At 71.7% G+C, this 25,430-nt stretch carries 29 protein-coding genes and 1 riboswitch; of the genes, 16 read left to right on the top strand and 13 right to left on the bottom strand.

Translation table 11 applies throughout. From position 1 onward, the window contains the following. The first annotated feature begins 47 nt into the window (after positions 1-47). The 5 genes from ACIQAC_RS33205 (at position 48) to ACIQAC_RS33225 (ending at position 4,746) form a co-directional block, all read left to right on the top strand. Entirely contained in the window at positions 48-551 is a 504-nt protein-coding gene (locus tag ACIQAC_RS33205) for an Lrp/AsnC family transcriptional regulator (protein ID WP_402197717.1), read from the top strand. 124 nt (positions 552-675) lie between these two features. After that, entirely contained in the window at positions 676-1,503 is an 828-nt protein-coding gene (gene ddaH / locus ACIQAC_RS33210) for a dimethylargininase (RefSeq protein WP_402197720.1), read from the top strand. Further along, the gene (gene rocD, locus ACIQAC_RS33215; protein WP_402197722.1) at positions 1,503-2,723 is read left to right on the top strand and encodes an ornithine--oxo-acid transaminase; all 1,221 of its coding nucleotides are present in this window, start codon (positions 1,503-1,505) and stop codon (positions 2,721-2,723) included. The genes ddaH and rocD overlap by 1 nt, the downstream gene beginning before the upstream one ends. Positions 2,724-2,931: 208 nt before the next feature. Continuing rightward, complete coding sequence (locus ACIQAC_RS33220; RefSeq protein WP_402197723.1) at positions 2,932-3,657, top strand: lysophospholipid acyltransferase family protein; 726 nt, start codon at positions 2,932-2,934, stop codon at positions 3,655-3,657. Positions 3,658-3,729: 72 nt separating this feature from the next. Then, positions 3,730-4,746: an NAD-dependent epimerase/dehydratase family protein gene (locus ACIQAC_RS33225; RefSeq protein ID WP_402198016.1), complete on the top strand. Its 1,017-nt coding sequence runs from the start codon at positions 3,730-3,732 to the stop codon at positions 4,744-4,746. 97 nt (positions 4,747-4,843) lie between these two features. Here the strand turns inward: ACIQAC_RS33225 and ACIQAC_RS33230 are convergent, their stop codons facing one another. The 8 genes from ACIQAC_RS33230 to ACIQAC_RS33265 form a co-directional block, all read right to left on the bottom strand. After that, complete coding sequence (locus tag ACIQAC_RS33230) at positions 4,844-6,376, bottom strand: alpha/beta hydrolase (protein WP_402198018.1); 1,533 nt, start codon at positions 6,374-6,376, stop codon at positions 4,844-4,846. 223 nt (positions 6,377-6,599) lie between these two features. Beyond that, entirely contained in the window at positions 6,600-7,391 is a 792-nt protein-coding gene (locus ACIQAC_RS33235) for an urease accessory protein UreD (RefSeq protein ID WP_402197725.1), read from the bottom strand. Continuing rightward, on the bottom strand, positions 7,361-8,056 hold the full coding sequence (ureG, locus tag ACIQAC_RS33240) for an urease accessory protein UreG (RefSeq protein WP_402197728.1): 696 nt from the start codon (positions 8,054-8,056) through the stop codon (positions 7,361-7,363). The genes ACIQAC_RS33235 and ureG overlap by 31 nt, the downstream gene beginning before the upstream one ends. A gap of 175 nt (positions 8,057-8,231) precedes the next feature. Beyond that, positions 8,232-8,906 (bottom strand): urease accessory protein UreF, encoded by a 675-nt coding sequence (locus ACIQAC_RS33245; RefSeq protein WP_402197730.1) that lies wholly within the window; start codon positions 8,904-8,906, stop codon positions 8,232-8,234. Between the two features lie 80 nt (positions 8,907-8,986). Further along, positions 8,987-10,708 (bottom strand): urease subunit alpha, encoded by a 1,722-nt coding sequence (locus ACIQAC_RS33250; RefSeq protein ID WP_402197733.1) that lies wholly within the window; start codon positions 10,706-10,708, stop codon positions 8,987-8,989. Continuing rightward, positions 10,701-11,012: an urease subunit beta gene (locus ACIQAC_RS33255; protein ID WP_402197735.1), complete on the bottom strand. Its 312-nt coding sequence runs from the start codon at positions 11,010-11,012 to the stop codon at positions 10,701-10,703. The genes ACIQAC_RS33250 and ACIQAC_RS33255 overlap by 8 nt, the downstream gene beginning before the upstream one ends. 11 nt (positions 11,013-11,023) lie before the next feature. Continuing rightward, positions 11,024-11,326: an urease subunit gamma gene (locus ACIQAC_RS33260; RefSeq protein ID WP_402197736.1), complete on the bottom strand. Its 303-nt coding sequence runs from the start codon at positions 11,324-11,326 to the stop codon at positions 11,024-11,026. A gap of 130 nt (positions 11,327-11,456) precedes the next feature. Then, positions 11,457-12,086, bottom strand: a complete 630-nt coding sequence (locus ACIQAC_RS33265) for a TetR/AcrR family transcriptional regulator (protein WP_402197739.1) — start codon at positions 12,084-12,086, stop codon at positions 11,457-11,459. 128 nt (positions 12,087-12,214) lie between these two features. On the opposite strand from ACIQAC_RS33265, the gene ACIQAC_RS33270 reads away from it, so the two are divergent. Continuing rightward, complete coding sequence (locus ACIQAC_RS33270; RefSeq protein WP_402197741.1) at positions 12,215-13,216, top strand: ABC transporter permease; 1,002 nt, start codon at positions 12,215-12,217, stop codon at positions 13,214-13,216. Positions 13,217-13,667: 451 nt separating this feature from the next. On the opposite strand, the gene ACIQAC_RS33275 is transcribed toward ACIQAC_RS33270, so the two are convergent. Beyond that, positions 13,668-13,946 carry a type II toxin-antitoxin system Phd/YefM family antitoxin gene (locus ACIQAC_RS33275; RefSeq protein ID WP_402197743.1) on the bottom strand — a complete coding sequence of 93 codons (279 nt, stop codon included), beginning with the start codon at positions 13,944-13,946 and terminating at the stop codon, positions 13,668-13,670. A gap of 120 nt (positions 13,947-14,066) precedes the next feature. Between ACIQAC_RS33275 and ACIQAC_RS33280 the strand changes: the two genes are divergently transcribed. The 3 genes from ACIQAC_RS33280 to ACIQAC_RS33290 all read left to right on the top strand — a co-directional run bounded on the left by ACIQAC_RS33280 (position 14,067) and on the right by ACIQAC_RS33290 (position 16,041). Further along, complete coding sequence (locus ACIQAC_RS33280) at positions 14,067-14,702, top strand: ATP-dependent Clp protease proteolytic subunit (RefSeq protein ID WP_402197745.1); 636 nt, start codon at positions 14,067-14,069, stop codon at positions 14,700-14,702. Between the two features lie 6 nt (positions 14,703-14,708). After that, positions 14,709-15,017, top strand: coding sequence for a hypothetical protein (locus tag ACIQAC_RS33285; protein ID WP_402197748.1), 309 nt, complete (start codon positions 14,709-14,711; stop codon positions 15,015-15,017). A gap of 339 nt (positions 15,018-15,356) precedes the next feature. After that, a riboswitch (cyclic di-AMP (ydaO/yuaA leader) is annotated at positions 15,357-15,564 on the top strand. Between the two features lie 3 nt (positions 15,565-15,567). Continuing rightward, positions 15,568-16,041, top strand: coding sequence for a C40 family peptidase (locus ACIQAC_RS33290; protein ID WP_402197749.1), 474 nt, complete (start codon positions 15,568-15,570; stop codon positions 16,039-16,041). A 126-nt stretch (positions 16,042-16,167) separates the two neighbouring features. On the opposite strand, the gene ACIQAC_RS33295 is transcribed toward ACIQAC_RS33290, so the two are convergent. Continuing rightward, positions 16,168-16,626, bottom strand: a complete 459-nt coding sequence (locus ACIQAC_RS33295) for an ATP-binding protein (RefSeq protein WP_402197752.1) — start codon at positions 16,624-16,626, stop codon at positions 16,168-16,170. Positions 16,627-16,838: 212 nt separating this feature from the next. Here ACIQAC_RS33295 and ACIQAC_RS33300 point away from each other — a divergent pair, with 212 nt between their 5' ends. Further along, positions 16,839-17,696 carry a helix-turn-helix domain-containing protein gene (locus ACIQAC_RS33300; RefSeq protein ID WP_402197754.1) on the top strand — a complete coding sequence of 286 codons (858 nt, stop codon included), beginning with the start codon at positions 16,839-16,841 and terminating at the stop codon, positions 17,694-17,696. 10 nt (positions 17,697-17,706) lie between these two features. Continuing rightward, a complete protein-coding gene (locus tag ACIQAC_RS33305) occupies positions 17,707-17,931 on the top strand; it encodes a DUF397 domain-containing protein (RefSeq protein ID WP_402197757.1) in 225 nt (74 codons plus the stop codon). Positions 17,932-18,103: 172 nt separating this feature from the next. On the opposite strand, the gene ACIQAC_RS33310 is transcribed toward ACIQAC_RS33305, so the two are convergent. Continuing rightward, positions 18,104-19,231: an 8-amino-7-oxononanoate synthase gene (locus tag ACIQAC_RS33310; RefSeq protein WP_402197759.1), complete on the bottom strand. Its 1,128-nt coding sequence runs from the start codon at positions 19,229-19,231 to the stop codon at positions 18,104-18,106. Between the two features lie 147 nt (positions 19,232-19,378). Here ACIQAC_RS33310 and bioB point away from each other — a divergent pair, with 147 nt between their 5' ends. The 4 genes from bioB (at position 19,379) to ACIQAC_RS33330 (ending at position 23,664) form a co-directional block, all read left to right on the top strand. Continuing rightward, a complete protein-coding gene (gene bioB, locus ACIQAC_RS33315; RefSeq protein ID WP_402197761.1) occupies positions 19,379-20,641 on the top strand; it encodes a biotin synthase BioB in 1,263 nt (420 codons plus the stop codon). Then, entirely contained in the window at positions 20,634-21,914 is a 1,281-nt protein-coding gene (locus ACIQAC_RS33320) for an adenosylmethionine--8-amino-7-oxononanoate transaminase (protein ID WP_402197764.1), read from the top strand. The genes bioB and ACIQAC_RS33320 overlap by 8 nt, the downstream gene beginning before the upstream one ends. A gap of 1 nt (position 21,915) precedes the next feature. Next, positions 21,916-22,635, top strand: a complete 720-nt coding sequence (bioD, locus tag ACIQAC_RS33325) for a dethiobiotin synthase (protein ID WP_402197767.1) — start codon at positions 21,916-21,918, stop codon at positions 22,633-22,635. 333 nt (positions 22,636-22,968) lie between these two features. Then, a complete protein-coding gene (locus ACIQAC_RS33330) occupies positions 22,969-23,664 on the top strand; it encodes a class I SAM-dependent methyltransferase (RefSeq protein ID WP_402197768.1) in 696 nt (231 codons plus the stop codon). A 16-nt stretch (positions 23,665-23,680) separates the two neighbouring features. Here the strand turns inward: ACIQAC_RS33330 and ACIQAC_RS33335 are convergent, their stop codons facing one another. Together ACIQAC_RS33335 and ACIQAC_RS33340 are read right to left on the bottom strand one after the other, a co-directional pair. Then, the gene (locus tag ACIQAC_RS33335) at positions 23,681-24,055 is read right to left on the bottom strand and encodes a fic family toxin-antitoxin system, toxin component (RefSeq protein ID WP_402197771.1); all 375 of its coding nucleotides are present in this window, start codon (positions 24,053-24,055) and stop codon (positions 23,681-23,683) included. A 4-nt stretch (positions 24,056-24,059) separates the two neighbouring features. Then, on the bottom strand, positions 24,060-24,362 hold the full coding sequence (locus ACIQAC_RS33340; protein ID WP_402197772.1) for a toxin-antitoxin system HicB family antitoxin: 303 nt from the start codon (positions 24,360-24,362) through the stop codon (positions 24,060-24,062). 227 nt (positions 24,363-24,589) lie between these two features. On the opposite strand from ACIQAC_RS33340, the gene ACIQAC_RS33345 reads away from it, so the two are divergent. Then, on the top strand, positions 24,590-25,429 hold the full coding sequence (locus ACIQAC_RS33345) for an ABC transporter ATP-binding protein (protein ID WP_402197775.1): 840 nt from the start codon (positions 24,590-24,592) through the stop codon (positions 25,427-25,429). The last annotated feature ends 1 nt before the right edge of the window (position 25,430 follow it).

Here is a 25,430-nt window from a genome sequence, read left to right on the forward strand (position 1 = left end):
GTTTCCGCTGGGCAGGCAGTCCCCCGCGCGCTGGGTAGGGTGCCCGCATGAACAGCAGGCCGGCGTCCTTCGACGAGCTCGACCGGAAGATCGTCACCGCTCTGATGGCCAACGCGAGAACCAGCTTCGCCGAGATCGGCGCGGCGGTGGGGCTGTCGTCCACGGCGGTCAAGCGCCGGGTGGACCGGCTGCGCGAGACCGGTGTGATCACGGGTTTCACGGCGACGGTGGAGCCGTGGGCGCTGGGGTGGCGTACGGAGGCGTATGTCGAGGTGTACTGCGAGGGTGCGGCGCCGCCGCGGCGGCTCGCGGAGGTGGTGCGGGGGTATCCGGAGATCACCGCGGCGATGACGGTGACGGGCGGCGCGGACGCGCTGCTGCATGTGCGGGCGCGGGACGTGGAGCACTTCGAGGAGGTGCTGGAGCGGATCCGTACCGAGCCGTTCATCCGCAAGACGATCAGTGTGATGGTGCTGTCCCATCTGCTGCCCGAGTCTCCGGAGGCGGGGGCCACCCACGCGGCGCCGGAGGCACGCAGCAGTGATGCGTGAAGGCTGATCAAGACGCAGCATTCCTGCGCGGACACGCAGCTTATGTTCCTTGTCGTCCGTCTGTGTCGCTTCTTACCTTGGTGTCATCCCACCCTGACACCGCAGGAAGCGGAGGAACCCCTCTGTGTCCGACAGCCGTGTGCCGCGCAAGCGGCGATTCCTTGTCTGTGAACCCAGACATTTCGCTGTGCAGTACGCGATCAATCCCTGGATGCGCCCCGACGTCACCGTCGACGTGGAGCTGGCCCAGGAGCAGTGGCGGGAGCTGCTCCGCGCCTACCGGGTCCACGGCCACACGGTCGAGACCGTGGAGCCGGTGCCGGGCCTGCCCGACATGGTGTTCGCCGCGAACTCTGCGGTCGTCGTGGGGGGCCGGGTCTTCGGCTCCCTCTTCCACGCCCCCGAGCGCCGGCCCGAGTCCCTGCACTACGACACCTGGTTCAAGGCGGCGGGCTTCGACGTCCGGCGTCCCGAGTCGGTCTGCGAGGGCGAGGGCGATCTCGTCTTCACGGGCCGGTACGTGCTGGCGGGCTCCGGCTTCCGGACCACCCGTGCGGCCCACCACGAGGTGCAGGAGTTCTTCGGTGTGCCGGTGATCGGCCTGACGCTGGTGGACCCGTACTTCTACCACCTGGACACGGCCCTGTTCGTCCTCGACGACGGCACCCACAGCCGTGAGGAGAACATCGCCTACTACCCCGACGCGTTCTCGCCGGGCAGCCGCGAGGTGCTCGCGCGGCTCTACCCGGACGCGGTGGTCGCGACCCGCGAGGACGCCATGGCGTTCGGGCTCAACTCCGTCTCCGACGGACTCCACGTCTTCGTCGCGCCCGGCGCGACCGCCCTCGCCGACCAGCTGGACCGGCGCGGTTATGTTCCCGTCCCCGTCGACCTGTCGGAGTTCCAGAAGGCCGGCGGCGGCATCAAGTGCTGCACCCAGGAGATCCGCTGATGACCGCACCAGCACACGCCCGCAGCTCCGCCGAGCTGATCAGCGCCGAGGAGCCGGTGCTCGCGCACAACTACCACCCGCTGCCCGTGGTCGTCGCCGCGGCCGAGGGCGCCTGGGTCGAGGACGTCGAGGGCCGCCGCCTCCTCGACATGCTGGCCGGCTACTCGGCGCTGAACTTCGGGCACCGCCACCCGGCCCTGGTCGAGGCCGCGCACCGCCAGCTGGACCGGCTGACCCTCACCTCGCGCGCCTTCCACAACGACCGGCTCGCCGAGTTCGCCGAGCGGCTCACCGCCCTGCTCGGCCACGACATGATGCTGCCGATGAACACCGGCGCCGAGGCGGTGGAGAGCGGCATCAAGGTGGCCCGCAAGTGGGCCTACAAGGTGAAGGGCGTCCCCGCCGACCGGGCCACGATCGTCGTCGCGGCGGACAACTTCCACGGCCGTACGACCACGATCGTCAGCTTCTCCACCGACGAGACGGCCCGCGCCGGCTTCGGCCCCTTCACACCGGGGTTCCGGATCGTGCCGTACAACGACCTGGCCGCCCTCGAGGCCGCCGTCGACGAGACCACGGCGGCGGTGCTGATCGAGCCCATCCAGGGCGAGGCCGGGGTCCTCATCCCGGACGACGGCTATCTGGCCGGGGTGCGCGAGCTGACCCGGCGCCGGGGCTGTCTGTTCGTCGCCGACGAGATCCAGTCCGGGCTCGGCCGCACCGGGCGCACCCTCGCCGTGGACCACGAGGACGTCGTCCCGGACGTGGTGCTGCTGGGCAAGGCGCTCGGCGGTGGCATCGTGCCGGTGTCGGCGGTGGTCGGCAGCCGTGACGTGCTGGGTGTGCTCAAGCCCGGCGAGCACGGGTCGACGTTCGGCGGCAACCCGCTCGCGGCGGCGGTCGGCACGGCGGTCGTGGAGCTGCTGGAGACGGGCGAGTTCCAGCGTCGGGCGGCCGAGGCGGGCGCGGTGCTGCGGGACGGTCTGACCGAGCTGGTCGGGCGGGGTGTGCTGGGCTTCCGGGCCCGCGGGCTGTGGGCGGGCGTCGACATCGACCCGGCCATCGGCACCGGCCGCGAGATCAGCGAGCGGCTGATGGCGGAGGGCATCCTGGTCAAGGACACCCACGGCTCGACGATCCGTCTGGCACCTCCGCTGACCATCACGGACGAGGAACTCCGCTCGGCCATCGGGTCCCTGGAGAAGGTGCTGACCCGGTAGCGGCCCACACGGTACGAGCGACGGCCGGCACCGGGGACGGTGCCGGCCCAGGCAACCGGAGCGGGGGCCGGAACACCCGCACGGGGCCGTCCCGGCCGCCCCGCTGCACAATCGTGCACCCATCCGTCCCGATCACCGCGAGCGCTGTTCCCGGTGCTCCCCCGCGCGCCTACACTGATCGTTCCCCGGGGGTACACGAGGAGCCGCAGTGTTCTACTACCTGCTCAAGTACGTGCTGCTGGGGCCTTTGCTGAGACTGGTCTTCCGGCCGCGCATCGAAGGCCTCGAACACGTACCGTCGACCGGCGCGGCCATCGTCGCCGGCAACCATCTGTCCTTCTCCGACCACTTCCTGATGCCGGCCGTCCTCAAGCGGCGCATCACCTTCCTGGCGAAGGCCGAGTACTTCACCGGGCCCGGCATCAGGGGCCGGCTGGTGGCGACCTTCTTCCGCAGCGCGGGACAGATCCCGGTCGACCGCTCCGGCAAGGACGCGGGCCAGGCCGCGATCCGCGAGGGCCTCGGTGTCCTGAGCAAGGACGAACTGCTCGGCATCTACCCGGAGGGCACCCGCTCGCACGACGGTCGCCTGTACAAGGGCAAGGTCGGCGTCGCCGTCATGGCCCTCAGGGCGGGCGTTCCGGTGGTGCCCTGCGCGATGATCGGCACCTTCGAGGCGCAGCCGCCCGGCCGGAAGATCCCCAGGTTCCACCCCGTGAAAATCCGCTTCGGCAAGCCGCTCGACTTCTCCCGCTACGCCGGGATGGAGGGCGAGAAGGCCATCCTGCGCGCGATCACGGACGAGATCATGTACGCGATCCTGACGCTGTCCGAGCAGGAGTACGTCGACAGGTACGCGGCCGTGGTGAAGGCTGAGGAGGCCGAACAGGCCGCCGAACGCGAGCGCCGCTTCCCGCGGATGCCGCTGAGCTGACGGTCTGCCGTGAGCAGAAGCCCATGGCCCGGCACCCGGCGGGACGCCTAGGGTCGGCGCATGAAGCGCGCTGTGGTGATCGGAGCGACAGGCCAGATCGGGCGCCCCGCGGTGGCCGCCCTGGCACGGGACGGCTGGGACGTGACGGCCGCGTCCCGGGGCGGCGGCCGGGACGAGGGGTGGCCGTCGGAGGTACGGGCCGTGCGCCTGGACCGCGACGACGACGCGGCACTGGCCGCGCTGGTCGGCGACGGCTGTGACGTCGTGGTGGACGTCGTCGCCTACGGGGCCCGGCACGCACGGCAGTTGACCGGCCTCGCCGGACGGGTGGGGTCCGCGGTGGTGATCTCCTCGATCTCCGTCTACGAGGACGACAAGGGCCGCAACTTCGACACGCAGGAGGAGCCGGACGGCTTCCCGCAGTACCCGGTGCCACTGCCGGAGACCCAGCGCACGGTACGGCCGGGCGAGGCGACGTACAGCACCGGCAAGGCCGACCTGGAGCGTGAACTCCTCGCCGCCGGCGACACTTTGCCCACGACCCTGCTGCGGGCGGGCGCGGTCCACGGCCCGCACTGCCGTACACCGCGCGAGCTGTACTTCGTCAAACGGAACCTGGACGGACGCCGGCGCCGGATCCTCGCGTACGGCGGCTCGAGCCGCTTCCACCCGGTGAGCGTGTACACCGTGGCCGAACTGGTCCGGCTCGCCGCGGCCCGGCCGGGCTCCCGGCTGCTCAACGCCTGTGACGACGAGGCGCCGACGGTGGCTGAGATCGCCGCCGCGATCGACGAGGTGATGGGGGCGACGCCCCAGACCGTCCTGGTGGAGGGGCCGCCGCCGGGACCGGTCGTGGGCGACACCCCGTGGTCCGTCCCCTCGCCGGTGGTCTGCGACATGTCGGCGGCGGCACGGGAGCTGGGCTACCGCCCGGTGGTCTCGTACGACGAGACGCTCCCGGAGACCGTCGCCTGGATCGAGGGCCGGCTCACCGGGCGGGACTGGAAGGAGGCGTACCCGAGGATGTTCGCGAACTACGGCGACCTCTTCGACTACGCGGCCGAGGACGCCTGGCTGGAAGGCCGGTAGCAGGCCCGGCTGCCGGGTCCACGCAGCCGGGTCCACGCAGCCGGAAGGGGCGGTCCGGCGTGACGCCGGACCGCCCCTTCCCTCGTACGGCTGTCCGCTACGGCACGGGCGTGGCGTGCGGGGCGCAGGTCACGTCCTTGCTGTCGACCTTGCCGGTGAGCAGGTAGGTGTCGACCCGGTCGTTGATGCAGGTGTTGACCAGGCCGGTGACGCCGTGCGAACCGGCGTCCCGCTCGGTGATGAGGCGCGAGCCCTTGAACCGCTTGTGCAGTTCGACGGCGCCCTCGTACGGCGTGGCCGCGTCCCGTGTCGACTGCACGATCAGCACCGGCGGCAGACCCTTGCCGGTCTTCACGTCCACGGGGGTGTTCTGCTTGACCGGCCAGGTGGCGCAGGGCAGGTTCATCCAGGCGTTGGACCAGGTCAGGAACGGATAGTCCTTGTGCAGCCGGGTGTTGTCCCGGTTCCACTTGTCCCAGCTGGTCGGCCACTTGGCGTCGGTGCACTCCACGGCCGTGTAGACCGCGTTGCCGTTCTCCGAGGCCGCGTTGCCCGCGGTGTCGGAGAGGTCGGGGGCCGCCGCGTCCACGAGGGCCTGGGTGTCACCGGCGACGTACTTGCTGAACACCGAGGCGACGGGCGCCCACGAGGAGTCGTAGTACGGCGCGCCCTGGAAGAAGGAGATCAGCTCGGCCGGGCCGACGACCCCGCCGATGGGGTTCTTCTTCGCGGTGGCCCGCAGTTCCAGCCACTTGGCCTGGACCTTGGCGCGGGTGTTGCCGAGGTGGTAGGTGGCGTCGTTCTTCGCGACCCAGTTCTGCCAGTCCCGCCAGCGGGTCTCGAAGGCGACGTCCTGGTCCAGGTTGGCCTGGTACCAGATCTTCTCCCGGGACGGGTTGACCACACTGTCGACGACCATGCGCCGGACGTGGCCCGGGAACAGGGTGCCGTACACCGCGCCGAGGTAGGTGCCGTAGGAGACGCCGAGGAAGTTGAGCTTCTTCTCGCCGAGTCCGGCCCGGACGACGTCCAGGTCGCGGGCGGTGTTCGCCGTGGTCATGTGCGGCAGCATCGTGCCGCTGCGCTCCTTGCAGCCCTCGGCGTACTCGCGGGCCAGCTTGCGCTGGGCGCGCTTGTCGGCCTCGGAGTCGGGCACCGGGTCGGCCTTGGGCGCCTTGACGAACTCCTGCGGGTCGATGCACGAGATGGCCGCCGACTGGCCGACGCCCCGCGGGTCGAAGCCGACGAAGTCGTAGGCCTTGGCCGTCTTGGCCCAGATCGGGTTGGCGGTGGTTACCCGGCGCGGGAAGCGCAGTCCGGAGCCGCCCGGTCCGCCCGGGTTGTAGACGAGGGCGCCCTGGCGCTCCTTCTTGGTGCCGGTGCTGCCGATGCGGTCGACGGCTATCTTGATCTGTTTGCCGAACGGCTTGGCGTAGTCGAGCGGCACCGACACATAACCGCACTTGATGGGCTTCTCGAGGCCCCAGTCGGCAGGACAGTCCTGCCAGTCGATCCCGGCCTTCGCGGCCCGGGCGGCGGCTATCGCGACGCCGACCGCCTCGCGGTCCTTGGCGCTCTGCCCGGTCTGCGCGTTCGCGGTGGCCGTCGGCGCGGTCACCGCCCCGGCCATCAGGGTGGCCGCGACCAGCACGCCGGCCGAACCGAACGCAGCGGTCCGCCGACTCTGTCTCTTCTCCCTCAAGGGGGCCTCCCCGTACATCGTTGCGAAAACGTACGGGGATCCTTTCGGCTGTGCACGGGCTGAGAACAGAGGAGGGAACTCTTCTTTGCCAATCCGATAAGCGGATAGGTGTGTTCGTTGGCCGGAGAGCGACGCGCGGGTGTGCCTTCGCTCAGGCGAAGGAGGCCAACGCCTCGTCCAGCACGGCCCGCAGCCGCAGCGCGTCCGGCGCGACGGCACTCACCAGCGCGGCGGGCCCGGCCAGCGGAAACACCGCGGCCGTGTCCCCCAGCACCCGCGCGGCCACCGGCCGCTCACCGAACTCCGGCCGTACGAGGACCAGCTGGCCCACGGCCCGCATTCCACCGAGCCCGGCGGGACCGTCCCAGCCTCCGGGCGCCCCGGGTCCGCAGTCGAGCCGCTGATCCAGCACACAGCGTCCGCCGACCCGCACAGTCAGACGACTGCTGAGCCGCCCGGGTTGCTCCCCGACCCGCCCGAGCACCAACTCCTCACGCAGCAACAACCGCCCAAGGGGACTGATATCCATACAATTGATGACATCCAGCTCACTCCCCCCGGCACTGATCAGCTGCTCGGGAAGCCACTCCAGCTCGCCCCCGTCGGCGACGGTCAGCCGCACGTCGTACCGGGCGGCCCCGCCCTTGCCCTGCCCGGGCAGCGCGATGGTCGCGGCGGCCGATCCGACCCGCAGCCGGGCACCTTCGCCCACCTCGGCCCGTACGGTGAAGTGGTCGCCGCCGAGCGGCCCGCTCATGGCACCGACGAGCATGACGTGCGCGGCACCCCCGCTCCCCCGGGTCCGCCGGGGCGCCAGCGGCCCCTCGCCGTCCAGCACGGGCAGGGCGGTACCCCCACGCCCGTCGCTCCGGGCGCCGATCCGCGCGGCGGCCCGCACACCGGTGAGCGGCCTCACGACGCCGGGGAGTTCTGTACCACCCACGCGGCGATCCGCTCCCGTACCCAGGCCGCGACGTCCCCCACTCCGGCCTCGCTCCGCAACGACTGGAACACCACGGGCAGTTCGGCCCGCTGTGCCTTGGCGTCGGCGGCCATCCGTGCCAGGTCGGAGCCGACGTGGGGCGCGAGGTCGGTCTTGTTGACGACCAGCAGATCGGCCGTGGTCACGCCGGGACCGCCCTTGCGGGGGATGTCGTCCCCGCCGGCCACGTCGATGACGAAGATCTGCGCGTCCACGAGCCCCTTGGAGAAGGTGGCGGTCAGGTTGTCCCCACCGGACTCGACCAGTACGAGGTCGAGCGGCCCGACCTCGTCCTCCAGGTCCTCGACCGCTTCGAGGTTGGCGGAGATGTCGTCGCGGATCGCGGTGTGCGGACAGGCGCCCGTCTCGACGGCCGTGATCCGCTCGGGCGGCAGCACGGCCTCCCGCAACAGGAACTCGGCGTCCTCACGGGTGTAGATGTCATTGGTGACGACGGCGATCGACACGTCGTCCCGCAACACCCGGCACAGCGCGGCAACGGTGGCCGTCTTCCCGGACCCGACGGGCCCCCCGAGCCCGATCCGCAGCGCCCGCCGAGCCCCGTCGGCCCGCCGGGCGTCGGCGCTGATCGCGGGGGCGAGGGAGTGAGAGTGGTCAAGATGCACAGCGACCTCCGGTATCTGTATGTCGGCCCGTCCGGCGTTTGAGGACGAGGCCCTTCGGGCCGAAGCGGGGGGCCGGGGGCGGCAGCCCCCGGGAACGGGACGGGAAGGGGACGGGAAGGGGACGGGAAGGGGACGGGAAGGGGCGGCGGGGGCGAACCCCCCGTACCGACCCCTCTCAGGACGCGAACAACCGCCCACCCATCCCGGCATGCACCTCCGCCCCGATCTCCAACAGCGGAGCGGACCCGGCCGGCAACACACCAACCCCCTCCTCCACCACCCCCCGCCCCACACAAACCCCCCGCTCGGCAATCCGGTCCACGTCCCCGGCCAACCGAGCCAGCACCCCGGTCGCGTCAAACGGATCAAGACTCAACAACCGCACGGTCGCCGAAGCCGCCCCACTCACACACTCGTAAGCCGCGACATGCGCCGCGTCCCCCGCCCCCAGCCCCGCGGCACGCGCCACCACCCCCCACACCACCGCCTGATGCGCCCCCTTGGGGAACACCCGCGCGAAGGCGTCGAGTTCGTCCGACGGCCAGGTCGCCCGCGCGGCCCGCAGCAACTGCCGCCCGAGCCGCCGCCCGACCCCGCGCAGGGCGGGCGACGGCGTCCGCGCGTCGGCCGCGGCGTCCAGCGCCAGGGGATCGACCCCGAGCGCGGCCGCCGCGGCGAGCGACGCGGACACCAGCCCGGTCGTATGCAACCGCCCGCGGCAGAACTCCTCCAGGCTCGCCGCGTCGGTGACCCGCCCGGCGCGGACCGCCGCCTCGGCGCCACCGGAGTGCGCGTGCCCACCGGCGGGAAACCGCCCGTCGGCGAGGAGCAGCAGCGCGGTCCTGGACATCCCGGGCCCCGCACTCTCGGGAGAACCCGGCCTCGCACCCCCGACAGAACCGGGTACCGCACCCTCGGCAGAGCCCCGCATCAGAAGAGGAAGTAGCGCTGGGCCATGGGCAGTTCCTCGGCGGGCGTGGCCTCCACCAGCTCCCCGTCGATGTGCACCGCGAAGCTGTCGGGATCCACCCGCACCTCGGGCCGCGCGTTGTTCTCCCGCATGTCCGCCTTGGTCACACCCCGCGTCGACTCGATGGCGACGAACCGCTTGCCGAGTCCGAGCCGCTCGGGCAGCCCGTCCTCGACGGCGAGCGGGGCGACGAAGTTGAACGAGTTGGACGCGGGCGCCCGGCCGATCGCCCCGAACATCGGCCGCGGCAGAATCGGCTGCGGTGTCGGGATGGACGCGTTGGCGTCGCCCATCTGCGCGTACGCGATCTGCCCGCCCTTCAGCACGAGGTGCGGCTTGACCCCGAAGAACGCGGGTTCCCACAGCACCAGGTCCGCGAGTTTCCCGGTCTCCACGGAGCCGATCTCGCGGGCTAGTCCCTGCGCGAGCGCGGGGTTGATCGTGTACTTGGCGACATATCGACGTACCCGGTGGTTGTCGGCGTGTCCGTCGCCCGGCAGCGCCCCGCGCCGCCGTTTCATCACGTGAGCGGTCTGCCAGGTCCGCATAACGACCTCGCCGACCCGGCCCATGGCCTGCGCGTCGGACGAGATGATCGAGATCGCGCCGAGGTCGTGGAGGATGTCCTCCGCGCCGATGGTGGACGGGCGGATCCGGGACTCGGCGAAGGCGAGGTCCTCCGGTACGGCCGCGTTGAGGTGATGGCAGACCATCAGCATGTCGAGGTGTTCCTCGGCGGTGTTGACGGTGAACGGCCGTGTCGGGTTCGTCGAACTGGGCAGCACGTGCGGCTCGGAGACCACGGTCATGATGTCGGGCGCGTGCCCGCCGCCCGCGCCCTCGGTGTGGTACGCGTGGATTCCGCGCCCGGCGATCGCGGCGAGGGTGTCCCCGACGAACCCGGCCTCGTTCAGGGTGTCCGTGTGGATGGCGACCTGGATGCCGGTCCGTTCGGCGACGGTCAGCGAGGCGTCGATGACGGCGGGGGTGGACCCCCAGTCCTCGTGCAGCTTCAGCCCGAGGGCGCCGCCGCGGATCTGGGACAGCATCGCCTCGTGGGAGACGGTGTTGCCCTTGCCGAGGAACCCGACGTTGAGCGGATAGGCCTCCATCGCCTCCAGCATCCGGGCCAGATGCCACGGCCCCGGCGTGACGGTGGTCGCCTTGGAGCCCTCGGCCGGTCCGGTGCCGCCGCCGACCACGGTCGTGACGCCGGAGGCGAGCGCCTCGTCGGCGATCTGCGGGCAGATGAAGTGGACGTGCGCGTCGATGGCGCCGGCGGTCAGGATCCGTCCGTTGCCGGCGATGATCTCGGTCTCGGGCCCGATGACGAGGTCCGGGTGGACCCCGTCCATGGTGTCGGGGTTGCCCGCCTTGCCGATGCCGGTGATCCGGCCGTCGCGGAGGCCGACGTCGGCCTTGACGATCCCCCAGTGGTCGACGATCACGGCACCGGTGATGACCGTGTCGGGGGTGCCGTCCGCGCGGGTGGCCCGGGACTGGCCCATCGACTCGCGGATGACCTTGCCGCCGCCGAACACGGCCTCGTCACCGGCGAGTCCGGGCCCGCCGGCCCGGTCCTCCTCGATCTCGATCAGCAGATCGGTGTCGGCGAGCCGGATGCGGTCGCCGGTGGTCGGGCCGAACAGGTCGGCGTACGCGGCCCGGGAGAGCTCAGTCATCGAGGGCGCCTCCGGTCTCGCCGCGCAGTCCGGGTACGACCCGTGCGCCGGCCAGCGGGACGAGTCCGACCTCGACCGGGATGCCGGGCTCGAACCGTACGGCCGTACCGGCGGCGACGTCGAGCCGTCTGCCGCGCGCGGCGGCACGGTCGAACTCCAGGCCGGGGTTGGCCTCGGCGAAGTGGTAGTGGGAGCCGACCTGGACGGGCCGGTCGGCGGCGTTGAGGACGGTCAGCCTGATCACGTCACGCCCCTCGTTGCACACGATCGGCGGCTCGGCGAAGAGGATCTCTCCGGGAATCATCGCGGCCCCCGTCAGACGATCGGGTCGTGGACGGTGACGAGCTTGGTGCCGTCCGGGAAGGTGGCCTCGACCTGGACGTCGTGGATCATCTCGGGGATGCCGTCCATGACGTCCTCGCGGCCGAGCAACGTACGCCCGGACGACATGAGTTCGGCGACGGTACGGCCGTCCCGCGCGCCTTCGAGGATGTGCGAGGTGATCAGCGCCACGGCCTCGGGGTGATTGAGTCTGAGCCCGCGTGCCCTGCGCTTGGCCGCCACGTCGGCCGCGACATGGATCAGCAGCCTCTCCTGCTCGTGCGGGGTCAGTTGCACGTCCCACCTCACCTCCTCGCACCGGACCGTGCCCGGTCCGGCTGCCAAGACCGCCCGGAGAAGTCCCAGGTGGCGTGGAGGGAGGCTAATTGCGAAGCGTTTCGGGCGCGTTAACCGGGCCGCGAAAGGGTTACGTCGGCGTGTCGCTCCGCTCGATGCTCATCAGCGCCCGGAGGCCGTCGCGCAGGGTCTCCTCCGACACGTCGCCGAACAGCGCGTTGTGGGCGGCGAATCCCTGGACGACGGAGAGCATCACACGCGCCATGGCGTCCGCGTCGGCGTCGGCGGGCATCAGCCCGCCCGACTTGTACCGCCCGACGATCGTCTCCCAGGCAGCGCGGATCCTGAGGATTCCGGGCTGGATCACCATGCGCAGCTCCTCGTTGCGGAGCATCTCGCTCCACACCTGGAGCATCAGCCGCGGGAACATCCACTCGCCGTTCACCATGAGGCCGACGGGCAGCTCCTTCAGCCGGGTCACGATCTGCGGAAGCAGCACGTCCGGGGTCGGCGGATGCTCCTCCTTCGCCGCGCCCTCGTACAGCCCCAGCACGTTCTCCAGGACGTCGGCGACGATCGCGCCGATCAGCTCGTCCTTGCCGCTGAAGTAGCGGTAGACCGCGCCCGCGGAGAGATCGACCTCCTTGAGGACGTCCTGCATCGAGGTGGCGTGGAAGCCGTTGCGCGCGAAGCAGATCCCGGCGCCTTCGAGGATCTGACGGCGGCGGGCGTCGAGGTGTTCCTGGGATACGCGAGCCATGGCCCCAACGTAAAACGAACATTCCTTCTTGACAAGTGGCGGCCTGTCCGAGCACCGTGGAGACAGCAAAACGAACGATCCTTCTTTTTAAACGGCTCTGCTCCGGCACCCCGTCCGAGGAGCTCCTCATGTCCACCACACGCCCGTCGCACACCCGCAACCTGATCGCGGTCCTCGTGCTCGTCCCGGTCGTCGCCGCGCTCGCGCTCTGGGCCTTCTCCTGGCCCGCCGCCCGCACCGCGCCGCGCGACCTGCCCCTGGGCGTCGCCGGACCGGCCACCGCGACCGCACCCCTGGAGAAGGAACTGGCCCGGCAGGGCGACGCGTTCGAGATCCACCGCTACGACGACGAGGCCGCCGCGCGTGACGCCGTGGAGGACCGTACGGTCTACGGCGCGATCGTGGTCACCCCGCAGGGCCCCGAGCTGCTGACCGCGTCCGCGGGCGGCCCGACCGTCGCCCAGCTGCTCCAGCAGGCCGTCACCCAGCAGGCGGCGGCCCAGGGCACCGAGGCGAAGATCGTCGACGTGGTGCCCGCACCCGCGAACGACCCGCGCGGCGCGGCCCTGACGTCCAGCGTGCTGCCGATGGCCCTGGCCGGCATGGCGGCCGGCGCGGTGGTCACCATGCTCGGCCTGCGCGGCGGGCGCGCGGTGGTCGCGCTGACCGGCTCGGCCGGGCTGGTCGGCATCGTCGCGGTGACGGTCGCGCACAGCTGGCTGGAGGTGCTGACCGGCAACTGGTGGGCCGAGGCCGGGGTGCTGGGGCTGTCCGTCCTGGCGGTGAGCAGTGCCGTCGCCGGTGTGGCCGCGCTGGTCGGGCGGGCCGGGATCGGGCTCGTCGCCGGTGTGATGATGCTGTTCGGCAACCCGTTCTCGGGCGCGGCCTCGGCGCCGCAGATGCTGCCCGAGCCGGCGGGCACGATCGGCCAGTGGCTGCCGCCGGGCGCGGGCACGTCCCTGATCCGCTCGGTCTCCTACTTCGACGGGGCGGCGGCGACGGGTCCGGCGATGACACTGGCCTGGTGGGCGGCGCTGGGGCTGGGCGCGGTGGTACTGGGCGCGGCCCTCAAGGCACGCGCGACGACCGCCGAACCGGCAACGGACCGCGAGCCGGCACTGGTGGGCTGAGCGTACGCGGGCCGACGCCGGTGGGCCGAGCACACACGGGCCGGCGCCCGGGGCTGAACACACGGGCCGGCCCCTCGTGGGCTGAGCATGCGCGCCGGCCCCTCGTGGGCTGAGCACGCGCGCCGGCGCTCATGTACTGAGCACACGAGCCGGCCGCCGTGGGCCGAGTACACGAGCCGGCCCTCGCGGCTGACGGCGACCGCGGGTACCTGGGTGCGGCGACACCCGGGCGCTCAAGACCGGCCCCGCAGACTCGCGGGCCGGTCCACGAGCGCCGGCCGGTCCACGAGCGCGGGCCGGTCCATGAGCGCGGGCCGGTCCGCGAACGCCCGACCGGTCCATGAGCGCCCGTCTGGTGCGCGCACACGGGTGGGCCCGCAGACACACAAGGGCACGTCTCCCCCGGGAGTCGTGCCCTTCTCGTGCGCCGGGCGGCGTGTCGCGGGTGTCGCTACGACGGGTTCGGGCCCCGGTGTTCGGCGACGATCCCGAAGCGCCGGGGCTCGCGCGGGGCGGCGGCGACCTCGCGCACGGTGGAGACGGAGCCGATCACCTGCTCCTCCGCGGGCTCCTGGAGCTCTTCCAGCCGTTCCAGGTCGGCGGCGGAGACGAGGGCGACGAGGGGCTTGCCGTGGCGCGTCACGACCACACGTTCACCGCCGTACACCACCCGGTTGATCAGCTCGGCGAGCTCAGCCCTGGCTTGCGTCACCGGAATCTCGTAGGCCATGCCCCTAGCTTACGGGCCGACCGGAACGTACGTCCTGTACATTTTATACAGAGGGAGCCGCCCGCGACCCCTCGCGCACCGCCCTGCCCTGCCCTGCTCCGCCGCAAGGAGGCGTTGACCATGGATCAGCCGTCCGCCCGTTACGTCCTGCCCGAGTTCACCGAGCGCACCAGCCACGGGCACCGGACGCTCGATCCGTACGGGAAGCTGCTGGAGGAGCGGATCGTCTTTCTGGGCACGCCGGTCGACGACACCGCGGCGAACGACGTCATGGCCCAGTTCATGCACCTCGAGTACCAGGACCCGGACAGCGACATCTCGCTCTACATCAACTCCCCCGGCGGCTCGTTCAGCGCGATGGCGGCGATCTACGACACCATCCAGTACGTCGGCTGCGACGTGGAGACGATCTGCCTCGGGCAGGCCGGATCCATGGCGTCGGTGCTGCTGGCGGCGGGCACACCCGGGAAGCGGCTGGCGCTGCCGGGCGCGCGGATGGTGATCCACCAGCCGTCGCTGCCGGAGCCGGTCCACGGGCAGACCAGTGATCTCACCATCCGGGCCGCGGAGTTGGCGCGCGTACGCACCCGCCTGGAGGAGATGCTCGTACGGCACACGGGGCGGGCACAGGTACAAGTGAGCGCGGACATCGAGCGTGACAAGGTGCTGACCGCGCAACAGGCTCTGGAGTACGGCCTGGTGGACCGGATCGTCTCCAGCCGCAAGACCACAGGCCCGACGCCCGACGCGAGGTGACCGCCGATGCTGCGACCGGAAGACCCCCCGCTGCCCGCACTGACCCGCGCCGAGGGCGAGTTGATCGACCGCTACCTGGACGTCGTCGATCTGCTCGGCCGGGTCAATCCGGCGCAGAACACCGACACCTACAGCGGGTTGCGGGCCGCGCAGGCACTGGTGGCCCGTGCCACCGAGCTGCGCGACGCGCTCGCGCTGATGCACCGCCGGGGCGAGACCGCGCTGCACGCGCCGACGCTCGCGCGGGCGCTGACCGTGCTGGACGGCGAGCGCCGGACGGCGCGCGTCACCCTTCCGCCGCGCTCCGAGAGTTGACGCGACGGCACCTGAATCCGCATACTCACCGGCTTTCCCGGTCCGTCCGCGGCCGGTTTCAAACGGACCAAAAGGCGTACCCCCGTTCGGCGTATTCGCAGGTCGTTGCGCGGAACCCGCACGGTTGCGCAAGGCCCATCCCGCCATGGCGGAACTGGGGACTCCGCCGCTGGTCCGAGGGGTCATCAGGACGTTGACGCGCGTTCGAACATAGAGATGTCCACCCGAACGGGTGAGTGGTGAGTAACAACACAAATCCCCGGTTCCGTTGGGATTTTCGGACACAAGTAGGTGAAGATCCCTGACTGACGACAAGACCCCGCCACCGCGGCGGGGCGGTCCGGGCGGACGCCGAGTCCTGCCGCCTCCCGGATGACCGGTCGACAGGAGTGGATCGGCAGGAGTGGAGGACCCAGGCACGACGGGCCGCCGGAGCGCGCAGTTGGCTTCGAGCAGTCCTTGGGGTGAAGCCGCCTTCGGGCGGCCGGGCTACTTCGCCAGCCCGAATCCGACAGGTCATCCTTCACAGGCGGCTGACGAAGGGTTGCGCATGACCGCGCTCAATCGTGTCCCGTCGCTCATGGCTCGGGCCGGTACGGCCTCGGCCCTCACGTTGGTGGCCGTGAGCGGCTCCGTCGTGGTTCCGGGATTCTCCTCAGAGGCCTCGGCAGCCACGCCGGCAACGAAGGCGCTCCAGGTCGCGGCTTCGAAGAAGGGGTCCCCGTACAAGTACGGGGCCACCGGACCGCGCCGTTTCGACTGCTCGGGTCTGACGCTGTACTCGTTCAAGAAGGCAGGCAAGAAGCTGCCGCGTACGGCTTCCCAGCAGTACAACAAGACGAAGCACATCTCCGCCAAGAGCCGCAAGGCCGGCGACCTGGTGTTCTTCCACTCCGGCTCCAGCGTGTACCACGTGGGGATCTACGCCGGTAAGGGGAAGATCTGGCACTCGCCGAAGACCGGAGACGTTGTCCGTCTACAGAAGATCTGGACCAAGAGTGTCTGGTACGGGCGCGTGAAGTAGCTCCGAGGAGGCGGTGACGGCGCCCTGACGCGCCGTCACCGCCCTTCGGGCGGGCTGTGCTGCCCGCACCGGCCGCGCCGGGCTCAGCCGGCGCGGCCGGCGGCCGTGCGCCACTCGGACGCGTCTCTACGGCTCCTGCTGTCCCGCGGCGGTCACCGGTCTCGCCGGCACCGTCCACGGCAGTTCGATGGCGACGGTCTTGCCGCCCTCCCGGGTGGGCCGGACGCTCAGCTTTCCGCCGCACTCCGCGGCCAGCCAGCGGATGATCACCAGACCGCGGCCGTTGTCCTGCTGGACCGCCGCCGGCAGCCGCTTCGGAAACCGGGGATGACTGTCCGTCACCCCGATGCGCAACTGTTCGTCACGCTCCAGCGACAGGTCCACCGTGAAGGTGGGTGACTGCCCGAGGGTGTGCTGTACGGCGTTGGTGGTGAGTTCGGAGACGATCAGCCGGATGGTGTCCGCCAGTTCCGTGTTCGGCGGCAACCCCCATTCCGCCAGGGTGTCGACCACGTAGCCGCGGGCCGTGGAGACCGAAGCGGGATCGCTCGGCAGAGTGACGGATGCTTCGAGATGATCTGCCATGGCGACGTCGTCCCTTTCCCACGGGACCGCAGTCCGACACGGAGCGGATGGTTCGAGTACGGTCCCGGACTGGTGCTACGCCGCCAGACTGCCATTAGCGGGCCTGTCACGGTGGCGATCCACCAAGATATGCATATATCTGTCGCTCGAAGCGGTGAACTCTGCGACGGCAGAGCGTATTTGGGCGGCTCGGAAGGAGTAAGGAGTACCCCATGCAGCACGGTCCCGCGGTGCGCCGCCGGAAACTGGGCGCCGAACTGCGTGCCCTGCGCGCCCGCGTGGGCCTCACCAGTGGCGAGGCGGCCGCTCTGGTCGGCTGGCACCAGTCCAAGGTCAGCCGGATCGAGACCGGCGCGAGCGGTGTGAAACCGGCCGATGTGCGGTTACTCCTGGACGCCTACGGCGTCGAGGAACCCGAACTGCGGGAACTGCTCCTCGCCCTCGCGGGCTCCGAGGACCTCGGCCGGCACCACTGGTGGCACGCCTACCGGGGTGTGCTGCCGCCGACCTACCGGGACTTCATCAGCCTGGAGTCGCAGGCCAGGACGATGCGCACACTGGAGACCTCGGTGGTGCCGGGGCTGCTCCAGACGCCCGACTACGCCCGCGCGGTCACCCGGGCCGCCGTCGAGGGGCTCGACGAGCAGCGGGTCGACGCGCTGGTGGAGGTGCGTCTCGCCCGGCAGGACGTGCTGCTCGCGAGGCCGCCGCTGGAGCTGAACGCCGTCCTGGACGAGGCCGTGCTGCGGCGGGAGGTGGGCGGGCCCGACGTGATGGCCCGGCAGCTGGAACGGCTCACGGAGGCGGCCAGGCTGCCCCAAGTGCGGCTGCAAGTGCTGCCGTTCGCCGCCGGGGCGCATATCGGCGTCACCGGCCCTTTCGTTATCTTCTCATTTCCGAGCACTTCTGATCTGGACGTGGTTGTTCTCGACCACTTGACGAGTAGCCTCTATCTCGAACGGAAAGAAGACCTGGAGGCCTACAGCGAGGCCTTCAACACCCTTCGGATCCACGCCCTTTCACCCGAGGACTCGTTGGATTACATCGCCGGGATAGGTGACGGCGCATGAAGGAGGCACCATGACTGCACTGCCTCGACACGTACCTTCCAGTGACCGACTGCACGGCGTGCCATGGCTGCGCAGCAGCTACAGCACGGGCGCGAACAACTGCGTCGAGACGGCGCGGCCGCGCCGCGGCCCCTGGGCCGGACTGCTCGCCGTGCGTGACTCCAAGGATCCGGCCGGACCCGCGCTGCTCTTCTCCCCCGAGAGCTGGGCGGGGTTCACGGCCGCGTTCCGCTGATCCGGGCAAGCCACCACTCGGACCCGCTCCCAGACCCCTCACTCAGACCCCGTACTCAGACCCTGACCGAGCACCATCCGACCGATCACTTTCGATCAGCTCCGGGCCGCGTGTGATCCGGCCGACCGGCCGCGTCACACGTTCGAGCGACACACTGCCGTGGTTCGCCGACTCATGGTCGCGTCTCGCAGATGACCCGGACAGCATGTTCGACCCGTTCCTCGGAGAGGTCCGCGCGGGCCGTCAGCCGCAGCCGCGAGACCCCGTCGGGCACGGACGGCGGGCGGAAACAGCCCACGGCCAGCCCGGCGGCGCGGCACTCGGCGGCCCACCGCACGGCCCCCTCCGGGGACGGCGCACGCACGGAGACGACCGCCGCGTCGGGACGTACCGCCTCCAGGCCCTCGGCCGTCAGCCGCGTGTGCAGTTCCGCCGCCACACCTCGCGCCCGCCCGGCCCGCTCCGGCTCGCGGCGCAGCAGCCGCAGGGCCGCGAGAGCCGCGCCCGCAGCCGCGGGGGCGAGCCCGGTGTCGAAGATGAAGGTCCGCGCCGCGTTGACCAGGTGGTCGACGACCTTGGCGGGCCCGAGGACCACACCGCCCTGGCTGCCCAGTGACTTCGACAGGGTGGCCGTCACGACCACGTCCGGCGCGCCCGCGAGCCCCGCCGCGTGTGCCGCGCCCCGGCCGCCCTCGCCGAGCACACCGAGCCCGTGCGCGTCGTCCACCACGAGTCCGGCCCCGTGCTCGCGGCACGCGGCGGCGAGGGCGGGCAGCGGGGCGGCGTCGCCGTCGACCGAGAACACCGTGTCGGACACCACGACCGCCGGCCCCTCGTGCGTGCGGAGCGCCTTGCGCACGGCGTCGGGGTCGGCGTGCGGGACGACCTGGGTGGTGCCGCGGGCCAGCCGGCAGCCGTCGATCAGGGAGGCGTGGTTGCCCGCGTCGGAGACGATCAGCGAGCCGTGCGGGGCCAGTGCGGTGACCGCGGCGAGGTTGGCCGCGTAGCCGGAGGAGAAGACGAGTGCCGCCTCGAAGCCGCAGAAGCCGGCCAGCTCCCGTTCGAGCTCGGCGTGCAGTTCGGTGCTGCCGGTCACCAGCCGGGAACCGGTCGCGCCGCCGCCCCACGCGCGTGCCGCCGCGGCCGCGCCCTCGACGACCTCCGGATGCCGGGCCAGACCGAGGTAGTCGTTGCCCGCGAGGTCCAGCAGCGGCGAGTCGGCGGGGCGCGGACGCAGCGTCCGTACGAGTCCGGCGCGCCGGCGCAGCAGCGCCTGCTCGTCGATCCAGCCGAACGCCATGGCTCCTCCGGGGTTTTTGTAGGCAGTGCACAGACCCTAGTCGCAGGTCCGGGCGCCCACTGTGTGGTGATACCCACACGTCCCGGGCCGCCTATTGTGCGAACTCTCCTTGGCCCGAGGGACCTCTTTAGGACAGGATCGCCTCTCATGGACCTGCTGAACACGCTGGTGGACAAGGGGCTTCGGCGCGAGCTGCCGACCCGCGAGGAGGCGCTCGCCGTCCTCGCGACTTCCGACGACGACGTCCTCGATGTGGTGGCCGCGGCCGGCAAGGTCCGCCGCCAATGGTTCGGGCGGCGGGTGAAACTGAACTATCTCGTCAACCTCAAGTCCGGCCTGTGCCCGGAGGACTGCTCCTACTGCTCCCAGCGGCTCGGTTCCACGACCGGGATCCTGAAGTACACCTGGCTCAAGCCCGACGAGGCGTCCGCGGCGGCCGCCGCGGGCCTGGCGGGCGGCGCCAAGCGGGTCTGTCTCGTGGCGAGCGGGCGCGGTCCGACGGACCGTGACGTGGACCGGGTCTCCAAGACCATCAAGGCCATCAAGGAGCAGAACGAGGGCGTCGAGGTGTGCGCCTGTCTGGGACTGCTCGCCGACGGACAGGCCGAGCGGCTGCGCGAGGCCGGCGCGGACGCCTACAACCACAACCTCAACACGTCCGAGGCGACCTACGCCGACATCACGACCACCCACACCTACGCCGACCGGGTCGACACCGTGCAGAAGGCGCACGGGGCCGGTCTGTCGGCCTGCTCGGGGCTGATCGCGGGCATGGGCGAGTCGGACGAGGAGCTCGTCGACGTCGTCTTCTCGCTGCGCGAGCTGGACCCCGACTCGGTGCCGGTCAACTTCCTGATCCCGGTGGAGGGCACTCCGCTGGGCAAGGAGTGGAACCTCACTCCGCAGCGCTGTCTGCGGATCCTCGCGATGGTGCGGTTCGTCTGCCCGGACGTCGAGGTGCGGATCGCGGGCGGCCGTGAGGTCCATCTGCGCACGATGCAGCCGCTCGCGCTGCACCTGGCCAACTCGATCTTCCTCGGCGACTATCTGACCACCGAGGGCCAGGCGGGCAAGGCGGACCTGGAGATGATCGCGGACGCCGGGTTCGAGGTGGAGGGCACCGGCCAGGTGACGCTTCCGGAGCACCGGGCGGCGGGCGGCGGGTGCGGGGCGCACGAGAGCGCGGGCGCCGGCGCCGGCGCGGGCTGCGGGTCGCACGAGGGTGCGGGCTGCGGGTCGGAGGCCGGGGGCGGAGTGTGCGGTTCCGCTCCACTCGAGGCCGTGGAGCCGGTGCAGCCGGTGCAGCCGGTGCAGCCGGTCGGGCACGTCGCGGGGCCCGGAGAGGTCCGTACGGATCTCGTGGCGGTCCGTCGCCGGGGTGCCGGAACGGACCTCGCGCCCAATGCCTGACCTGAGCGTCCCCGAGCTGCTCGACCTGGACCGGCGGCACGTCTGGCATCCGTACGGGCCCATGCCGGGGCAGGTCGAGCCGCTGGTCGTGGAGTCGGCGAGCGGGGTGCGGCTGCGGCTCGCGGACGGCTCGGGCGAACTGGTCGACGGCATGTCGTCCTGGTGGTCGGCGATCCACGGCTACCGTCACCCGGTGCTCGACGAGGCCGCGCGCGAGCAGCTGGGGCGGATGAGCCATGTGATGTTCGGCGGGCTCACCCACGAGCCCGCCGTCCGGCTCGCCAAGCTCCTTGTCGACATATCGCCGGACGGTCTGGAGCATGTGTTCCTCGCCGACTCCGGTTCGGTGTCGGTCGAGGTGGCGGTCAAGATGTGCCTCCAGTACTGGCGTTCACTCGGCCGCCCGGAGAAGCAGCGGCTGCTGACCTGGCGCGGGGGCTATCACGGCGACACCTGGCAGCCGATGTCGGTGTGCGATCCCGAGGGCGGGATGCACGAACTGTGGAGCGGGGTGCTGCCCCGCCAGGTCTTCGTCGACGCGCCGCCGGTGGAGTACCAGGAGTCGTACGCCGAGCAGTTGCGCTCCGCGATCGAGCGGCACGCGCACGAGCTGGCCGCGGTGATCGTGGAGCCGGTGGTGCAGGGCGCGGGCGGGATGCGGTTCCACTCCCCCGCCTATCTGCGGGTGCTGCGGGAGGCGTGCGACGCGCACGGTGTGCTGCTGGTGTTCGACGAGATCGCCACCGGGTTCGGGCGCACGGGCGCGCTGTTCGCCGCGGACCACGCCGCCGTGACGCCGGATGTCATGTGTGTCGGCAAGGCGCTGACCGGTGGCTACCTGACGATGGCGGCGACCCTGTGCACCGCGCGGGTGGCCGACGGGATCTCGCGCGGCGAGGTGCCGGTGCTGGCGCACGGGCCGACGTTCATGGGCAATCCGCTGGCGGCTGCCGTCGCCTGTGCCTCGGTCGAGCTGCTCCTCGGCCAGGACTGGCTCTCCGAGATCAAGCGGATCGAGAGCGGACTGCGGGACGGGCTGGCGCCCGCGCGCGAGCTTCCCGGGGTGCGGGACGTCCGGGTCCTCGGCGCCATCGGGGTCGTCCAGCTCGACCACCCGGCCGACATGGCGGCGGCCACGGCGGCGGCCGTCCGTGCGGGCGTCTGGCTGCGGCCGTTCCGGGATCTGATCTACACGATGCCGCCGTACGTCACGGGCGACGCGGACCTGGCACGGATCTGCCGCGCGGTGTGCGCGGCGGCACGGGAGGGCTGACATGGCCGTACTGGTGATCACGGGCACGGGCACGGAGATCGGCAAGACGGTGGCGACGGCCGCGATCGCCGCCACCGCGTGGGCCGCCGGCCGGTCGGTGGCCGTGCTGAAGGCGGCGCAGACGGGGGTACGGCCGGACGAGGCCGGGGACGCCGAGGAGGTCGCGCGGCTCGCCGGTGCCGTGACGACGGCCGAACTCGCCCGCTATCCCGACCCGCTGGCCCCGGCGACGGCCGCGCGGCGGGCCGGGCGGGCGCCGGTGCATCCGGCCGAGATCGCCGAGGCCGCCGCCAAGCTGGCCACCGAGCACGATCTGGTGCTGGTGGAGGGGGCGGGCGGACTGCTCGTCCGGTTCGACCCGGCGGGCGGCACGCTGGCCGACGCGGCCGAGCTGCTCGGGGCGCCGGTCGTGATCGTCGCCTCCGCCGGTCTCGGCACGCTCAACACGACCGAGCTGACGGCCCGCGAACTGCGTTCCCGGGGGCTCGACCCGCTCGGCGTCGTCATCGGCAGCTGGCCCGCCGAGCCCGACCTGGCCTCGCGCTGCAACCTCGCCGACCTGCCGGACGTGACGCGCACCCCGCTCCTCGGCGCGCTCCCGGCGGGCGCCGGCTCCTGGACGCCGGACGCCTTCCGCGCGGCGGCACGGAGCTGGCTGACGCCACGGCTGGACGGCACGTGGGACGCGGAGGCGTTCCGGGTGCGGGAGGGTCCGCGGTAGGGGTGGGGGCTCTGGGGGTGCCTGCGACTGGGGGTGCCTGCGACTGGGGGTGCTCACGGCTGGGGGTGCTTGCGGCTGGGGGCTGGCGACTGAGGGTGCTTGCGGCTGGGGGCTTGTGGCCGGCGCCACGGCCTTTGGCGGGCGCTTCCGCTGATGGGGGCTCTCCCCGTAACCACGCTCCCGCGCGGTCGTACGTCGGTGCCGGCGCCTTGGTCCACGCCCGGCCACCCGCGGCCACCCCCGGCCGCGCTCCGGAATGCTGCGGCGACGCGGGGTGCGTGGCGCGTTCCCGGGGGACAATCGCCCTAACGTCCGCCCGGCGAAGGAGGTCCCATGTCGCTACGGTCCGCCGGTGCCCGCAAGGGGGCGCGGGACGCCGTGCACCATCCGGTCTTCGCGCGCTACTACGCCCGCGTCAGTGTGACCGCCGAGACCCGGATGGGCCTGGGCGCGGTGCGCGGCCGGCTGCTCGCCGGGCTGTCCGGGCGGATCCTCGAGGTCGGCGCGGGCAACGGGCTGAACTTCGCGCACTATCCGACGACGGTCTCCGAGGTCGTCGCGATCGAACCGGAGCGGGTGCTGCGGCAGCTGGCGGTGGAGTCGGCGATGCGGGCCGGGGTGCCGGTCGACGTGGTGCCGGGCGCCGCGGAGGCGCTGCCGGTGAAGAGCGAGGCCTTCGACGCGGTCGTCCTGTCGCTGGTGCTGTGCAGTGTGCGGGACGTACGGCGGGCACTCGGGGAGATACGGCGCGTGCTCAGGCCGGGCGGCCAGGTGCGGTTCTTCGAGCACGGGGCCGGCGGCGGCCGGGCGATGCGGACCACGCAGCGGGCGCTGGACGGCACGGTGTGGCCGCTGCTGACCGGCGGCTGCCATCTGTCCCGCGACCCGGTCGCCGCTCTGCGCGGGGCCGGCTTCGAGCTGGGTCCCTACCGGCGGATGCTGCTGCCGGAGAAGGGGCCGGTGCTGCCCACCTCGTACTGCGTGCTGGGTACGGCGTGGCGGCCGGGGACGGGGGACGCGCGCCGCTGATCCGGCGGGGCGGTGCTCACAGGCTCCACTGGCGCAGTTCGCGCGCGATGTCGTGCACGGAGGCCTCGCCGCTCTTGACGAGCCGGGCCAGGTCGCGCACCTGCTCGGGCGAGGTGACGACCTTGACGCCGCTGGCGATCAGATAGGCGTAGGCGACAGCCGAGGCGAACAGGGCGTTGGAACGTTCGAGCGCGGGGACGTGCAGGAGCAGCTGGAGCAGTGCGGCGGCGCGGGCGTGCGGGGTGTCGTAGACAGGGACATCGAAGATCTCGGCCTGGTGGCGGGCCACGGCGGCGACGAGCGCTCCCCAGTCCGTGACCTGGGGATCCCCCGGTGTCTTCTGTTCGGCGAGCATGAGCAGCCAGGCAAGATCGATTCTCAAGTCGTTCAACGGCTCAGCGGCGACCTTCGTCGGTGCGGCGGGCGCGGCGGTCCGCGGCGCGTCCTTCCCGGTCCTCCGCCGGCGCCGGCTTCGTCCGCCCGGCGGGGGCGGTGTCGAACTCCTCGGAGAACACGGACTCGTACTGCTTCATGAAGTCGGCTGCGGCCTCGACGAACGTGTGGCCGACCTCCCCGGTGTCCTGCATGACCAGCTCCTCGATGTAGCGGTTCACGCTCATCCCGCGGGCCAGGGCACGTTCACGGGCGGCACGCGCGGTGCCTTCGTCCACCCGGACGTTCAACTGGGTCTTCGCCATACCTCGAAGCTAGCGCCGGGGTGCTAGCACCGGCAAGGGCGGGGAGGGGTCCGGGCCGTGCGGCCGGTTCCGGGCCCGGGTGGAGAGTGCCCCTTACATCGGAAAGCGGCTGCCCGACCTGGGGTGGAGAGCCGGTCAAGACCTCTGAGGGATACCGGGTGTGCCCAAGCTCACACTAGTCTCGGTCGGGCCAGGGAGTCCGCACGCCCACGACGGAGGAGGCCGCCTTGTCCACAAGTGCTGCGGAGCATGTCCCGGGACTGGCGTCGGCGGACGGGATCGTGGCGCGCGCCCGCGGTCTGACCAAGGCGTACGGCTCGGGCGAGACAGCGGTGCTGGCGCTCGACTCGGTGGACGTGGACATCGCGAGGGGGCGGTTCACGGCGGTGATGGGCCCGTCCGGCTCGGGCAAGTCCACGCTGATGCACTGTCTGGCGGGGCTCGACAACGTCTCGGCGGGGCAGGTGTGGATCGGTGACACCGAGATCACCGGGCTGCGCGAGCGCGAGCTGACCCGGCTGCGGCGGGACCGGATCGGCTTTATGTTCCAGTCGTTCAACCTGATCCCGACGCTGAACGCGCTGGAGAACATCACGCTCCCGATGGACATCGCCGGCAAGAAGCCGGACCAGGCGTGGCTGGACCAGGTGATCGACACGCTGGGCCTGCGCGACCGGCTGCGGCACCGGCCCTCGCAGCTGTCGGGCGGTCAGCAGCAGCGTGTCGCCTGCGCGCGGGCGCTGGCCTCGCGGCCCGAGCTGATCTTCGCGGACGAGCCGACCGGCAATCTCGACTCGCGCGCGGGACTCGAGGTGCTGGGGTTCCTGCGGGAGGCCGTCGACGACCTCGGACAGTCGGTCGTCATGGTGAGCCACGACCCGGGCGCCGCCGCCCACTCCGACCTGGTGCTGTTCCTCGGGGACGGCCGGATCGTCGACGAGATGCCCCGGCCGACGGCGGAGGCGGTGCTGGAGCGGATGCGGCTGTTCACCGGGGGCGCACGCCAGTCGGGGCCCGGTCTCGACGTGGTGCGCGACCCGGCGGACGGCACCACCGGGGAGGGCTGAG

This window comes from Streptomyces sp. NPDC088387, assembly GCF_044753385.1.
Taxonomy (GTDB): Bacteria; Actinomycetota; Actinomycetes; order Streptomycetales; family Streptomycetaceae; genus Streptomyces.

Coding starts and splice junctions, on each gene's coding strand:
- ACIQAC_RS33205 (WP_402197717.1), top strand. CDS start 48: ATGAACAGCAGGCCGGCGTCCTTCGACGAGCTCGACCGGAAGATCGTC.
- rocD (WP_402197722.1), top strand. CDS start 1,503: ATGACCGCACCAGCACACGCCCGCAGCTCCGCCGAGCTGATCAGCGCC.
- ACIQAC_RS33230 (WP_402198018.1), bottom strand. CDS start 6,376: ATGGCCGGGGCGGTGACCGCGCCGACGGCCACCGCGAACGCGCAGACC.
- ACIQAC_RS33245 (WP_402197730.1), bottom strand. CDS start 8,906: ATGTCCAGGACCGCGCTGCTGCTCCTCGCCGACGGGCGGTTTCCCGCC.
- ACIQAC_RS33250 (WP_402197733.1), bottom strand. CDS start 10,708: ATGACTGAGCTCTCCCGGGCCGCGTACGCCGACCTGTTCGGCCCGACC.
- ACIQAC_RS33255 (WP_402197735.1), bottom strand. CDS start 11,012: ATGATTCCCGGAGAGATCCTCTTCGCCGAGCCGCCGATCGTGTGCAAC.
- ACIQAC_RS33265 (WP_402197739.1), bottom strand. CDS start 12,086: ATGGCTCGCGTATCCCAGGAACACCTCGACGCCCGCCGCCGTCAGATC.
- ACIQAC_RS33270 (WP_402197741.1), top strand. CDS start 12,215: ATGTCCACCACACGCCCGTCGCACACCCGCAACCTGATCGCGGTCCTC.
- ACIQAC_RS33275 (WP_402197743.1), bottom strand. CDS start 13,946: ATGGCCTACGAGATTCCGGTGACGCAAGCCAGGGCTGAGCTCGCCGAG.
- ACIQAC_RS33280 (WP_402197745.1), top strand. CDS start 14,067: ATGGATCAGCCGTCCGCCCGTTACGTCCTGCCCGAGTTCACCGAGCGC.
- ACIQAC_RS33285 (WP_402197748.1), top strand. CDS start 14,709: ATGCTGCGACCGGAAGACCCCCCGCTGCCCGCACTGACCCGCGCCGAG.
- ACIQAC_RS33290 (WP_402197749.1), top strand. CDS start 15,568: ATGACCGCGCTCAATCGTGTCCCGTCGCTCATGGCTCGGGCCGGTACG.
- ACIQAC_RS33295 (WP_402197752.1), bottom strand. CDS start 16,626: ATGGCAGATCATCTCGAAGCATCCGTCACTCTGCCGAGCGATCCCGCT.
- ACIQAC_RS33300 (WP_402197754.1), top strand. CDS start 16,839: ATGCAGCACGGTCCCGCGGTGCGCCGCCGGAAACTGGGCGCCGAACTG.
- ACIQAC_RS33305 (WP_402197757.1), top strand. CDS start 17,707: ATGACTGCACTGCCTCGACACGTACCTTCCAGTGACCGACTGCACGGC.
- ACIQAC_RS33310 (WP_402197759.1), bottom strand. CDS start 19,231: ATGGCGTTCGGCTGGATCGACGAGCAGGCGCTGCTGCGCCGGCGCGCC.
- bioB (WP_402197761.1), top strand. CDS start 19,379: ATGGACCTGCTGAACACGCTGGTGGACAAGGGGCTTCGGCGCGAGCTG.
- ACIQAC_RS33320 (WP_402197764.1), top strand. CDS start 20,634: ATGCCTGACCTGAGCGTCCCCGAGCTGCTCGACCTGGACCGGCGGCAC.
- bioD (WP_402197767.1), top strand. CDS start 21,916: ATGGCCGTACTGGTGATCACGGGCACGGGCACGGAGATCGGCAAGACG.
- ACIQAC_RS33330 (WP_402197768.1), top strand. CDS start 22,969: ATGTCGCTACGGTCCGCCGGTGCCCGCAAGGGGGCGCGGGACGCCGTG.
- ACIQAC_RS33340 (WP_402197772.1), bottom strand. CDS start 24,362: ATGGCGAAGACCCAGTTGAACGTCCGGGTGGACGAAGGCACCGCGCGT.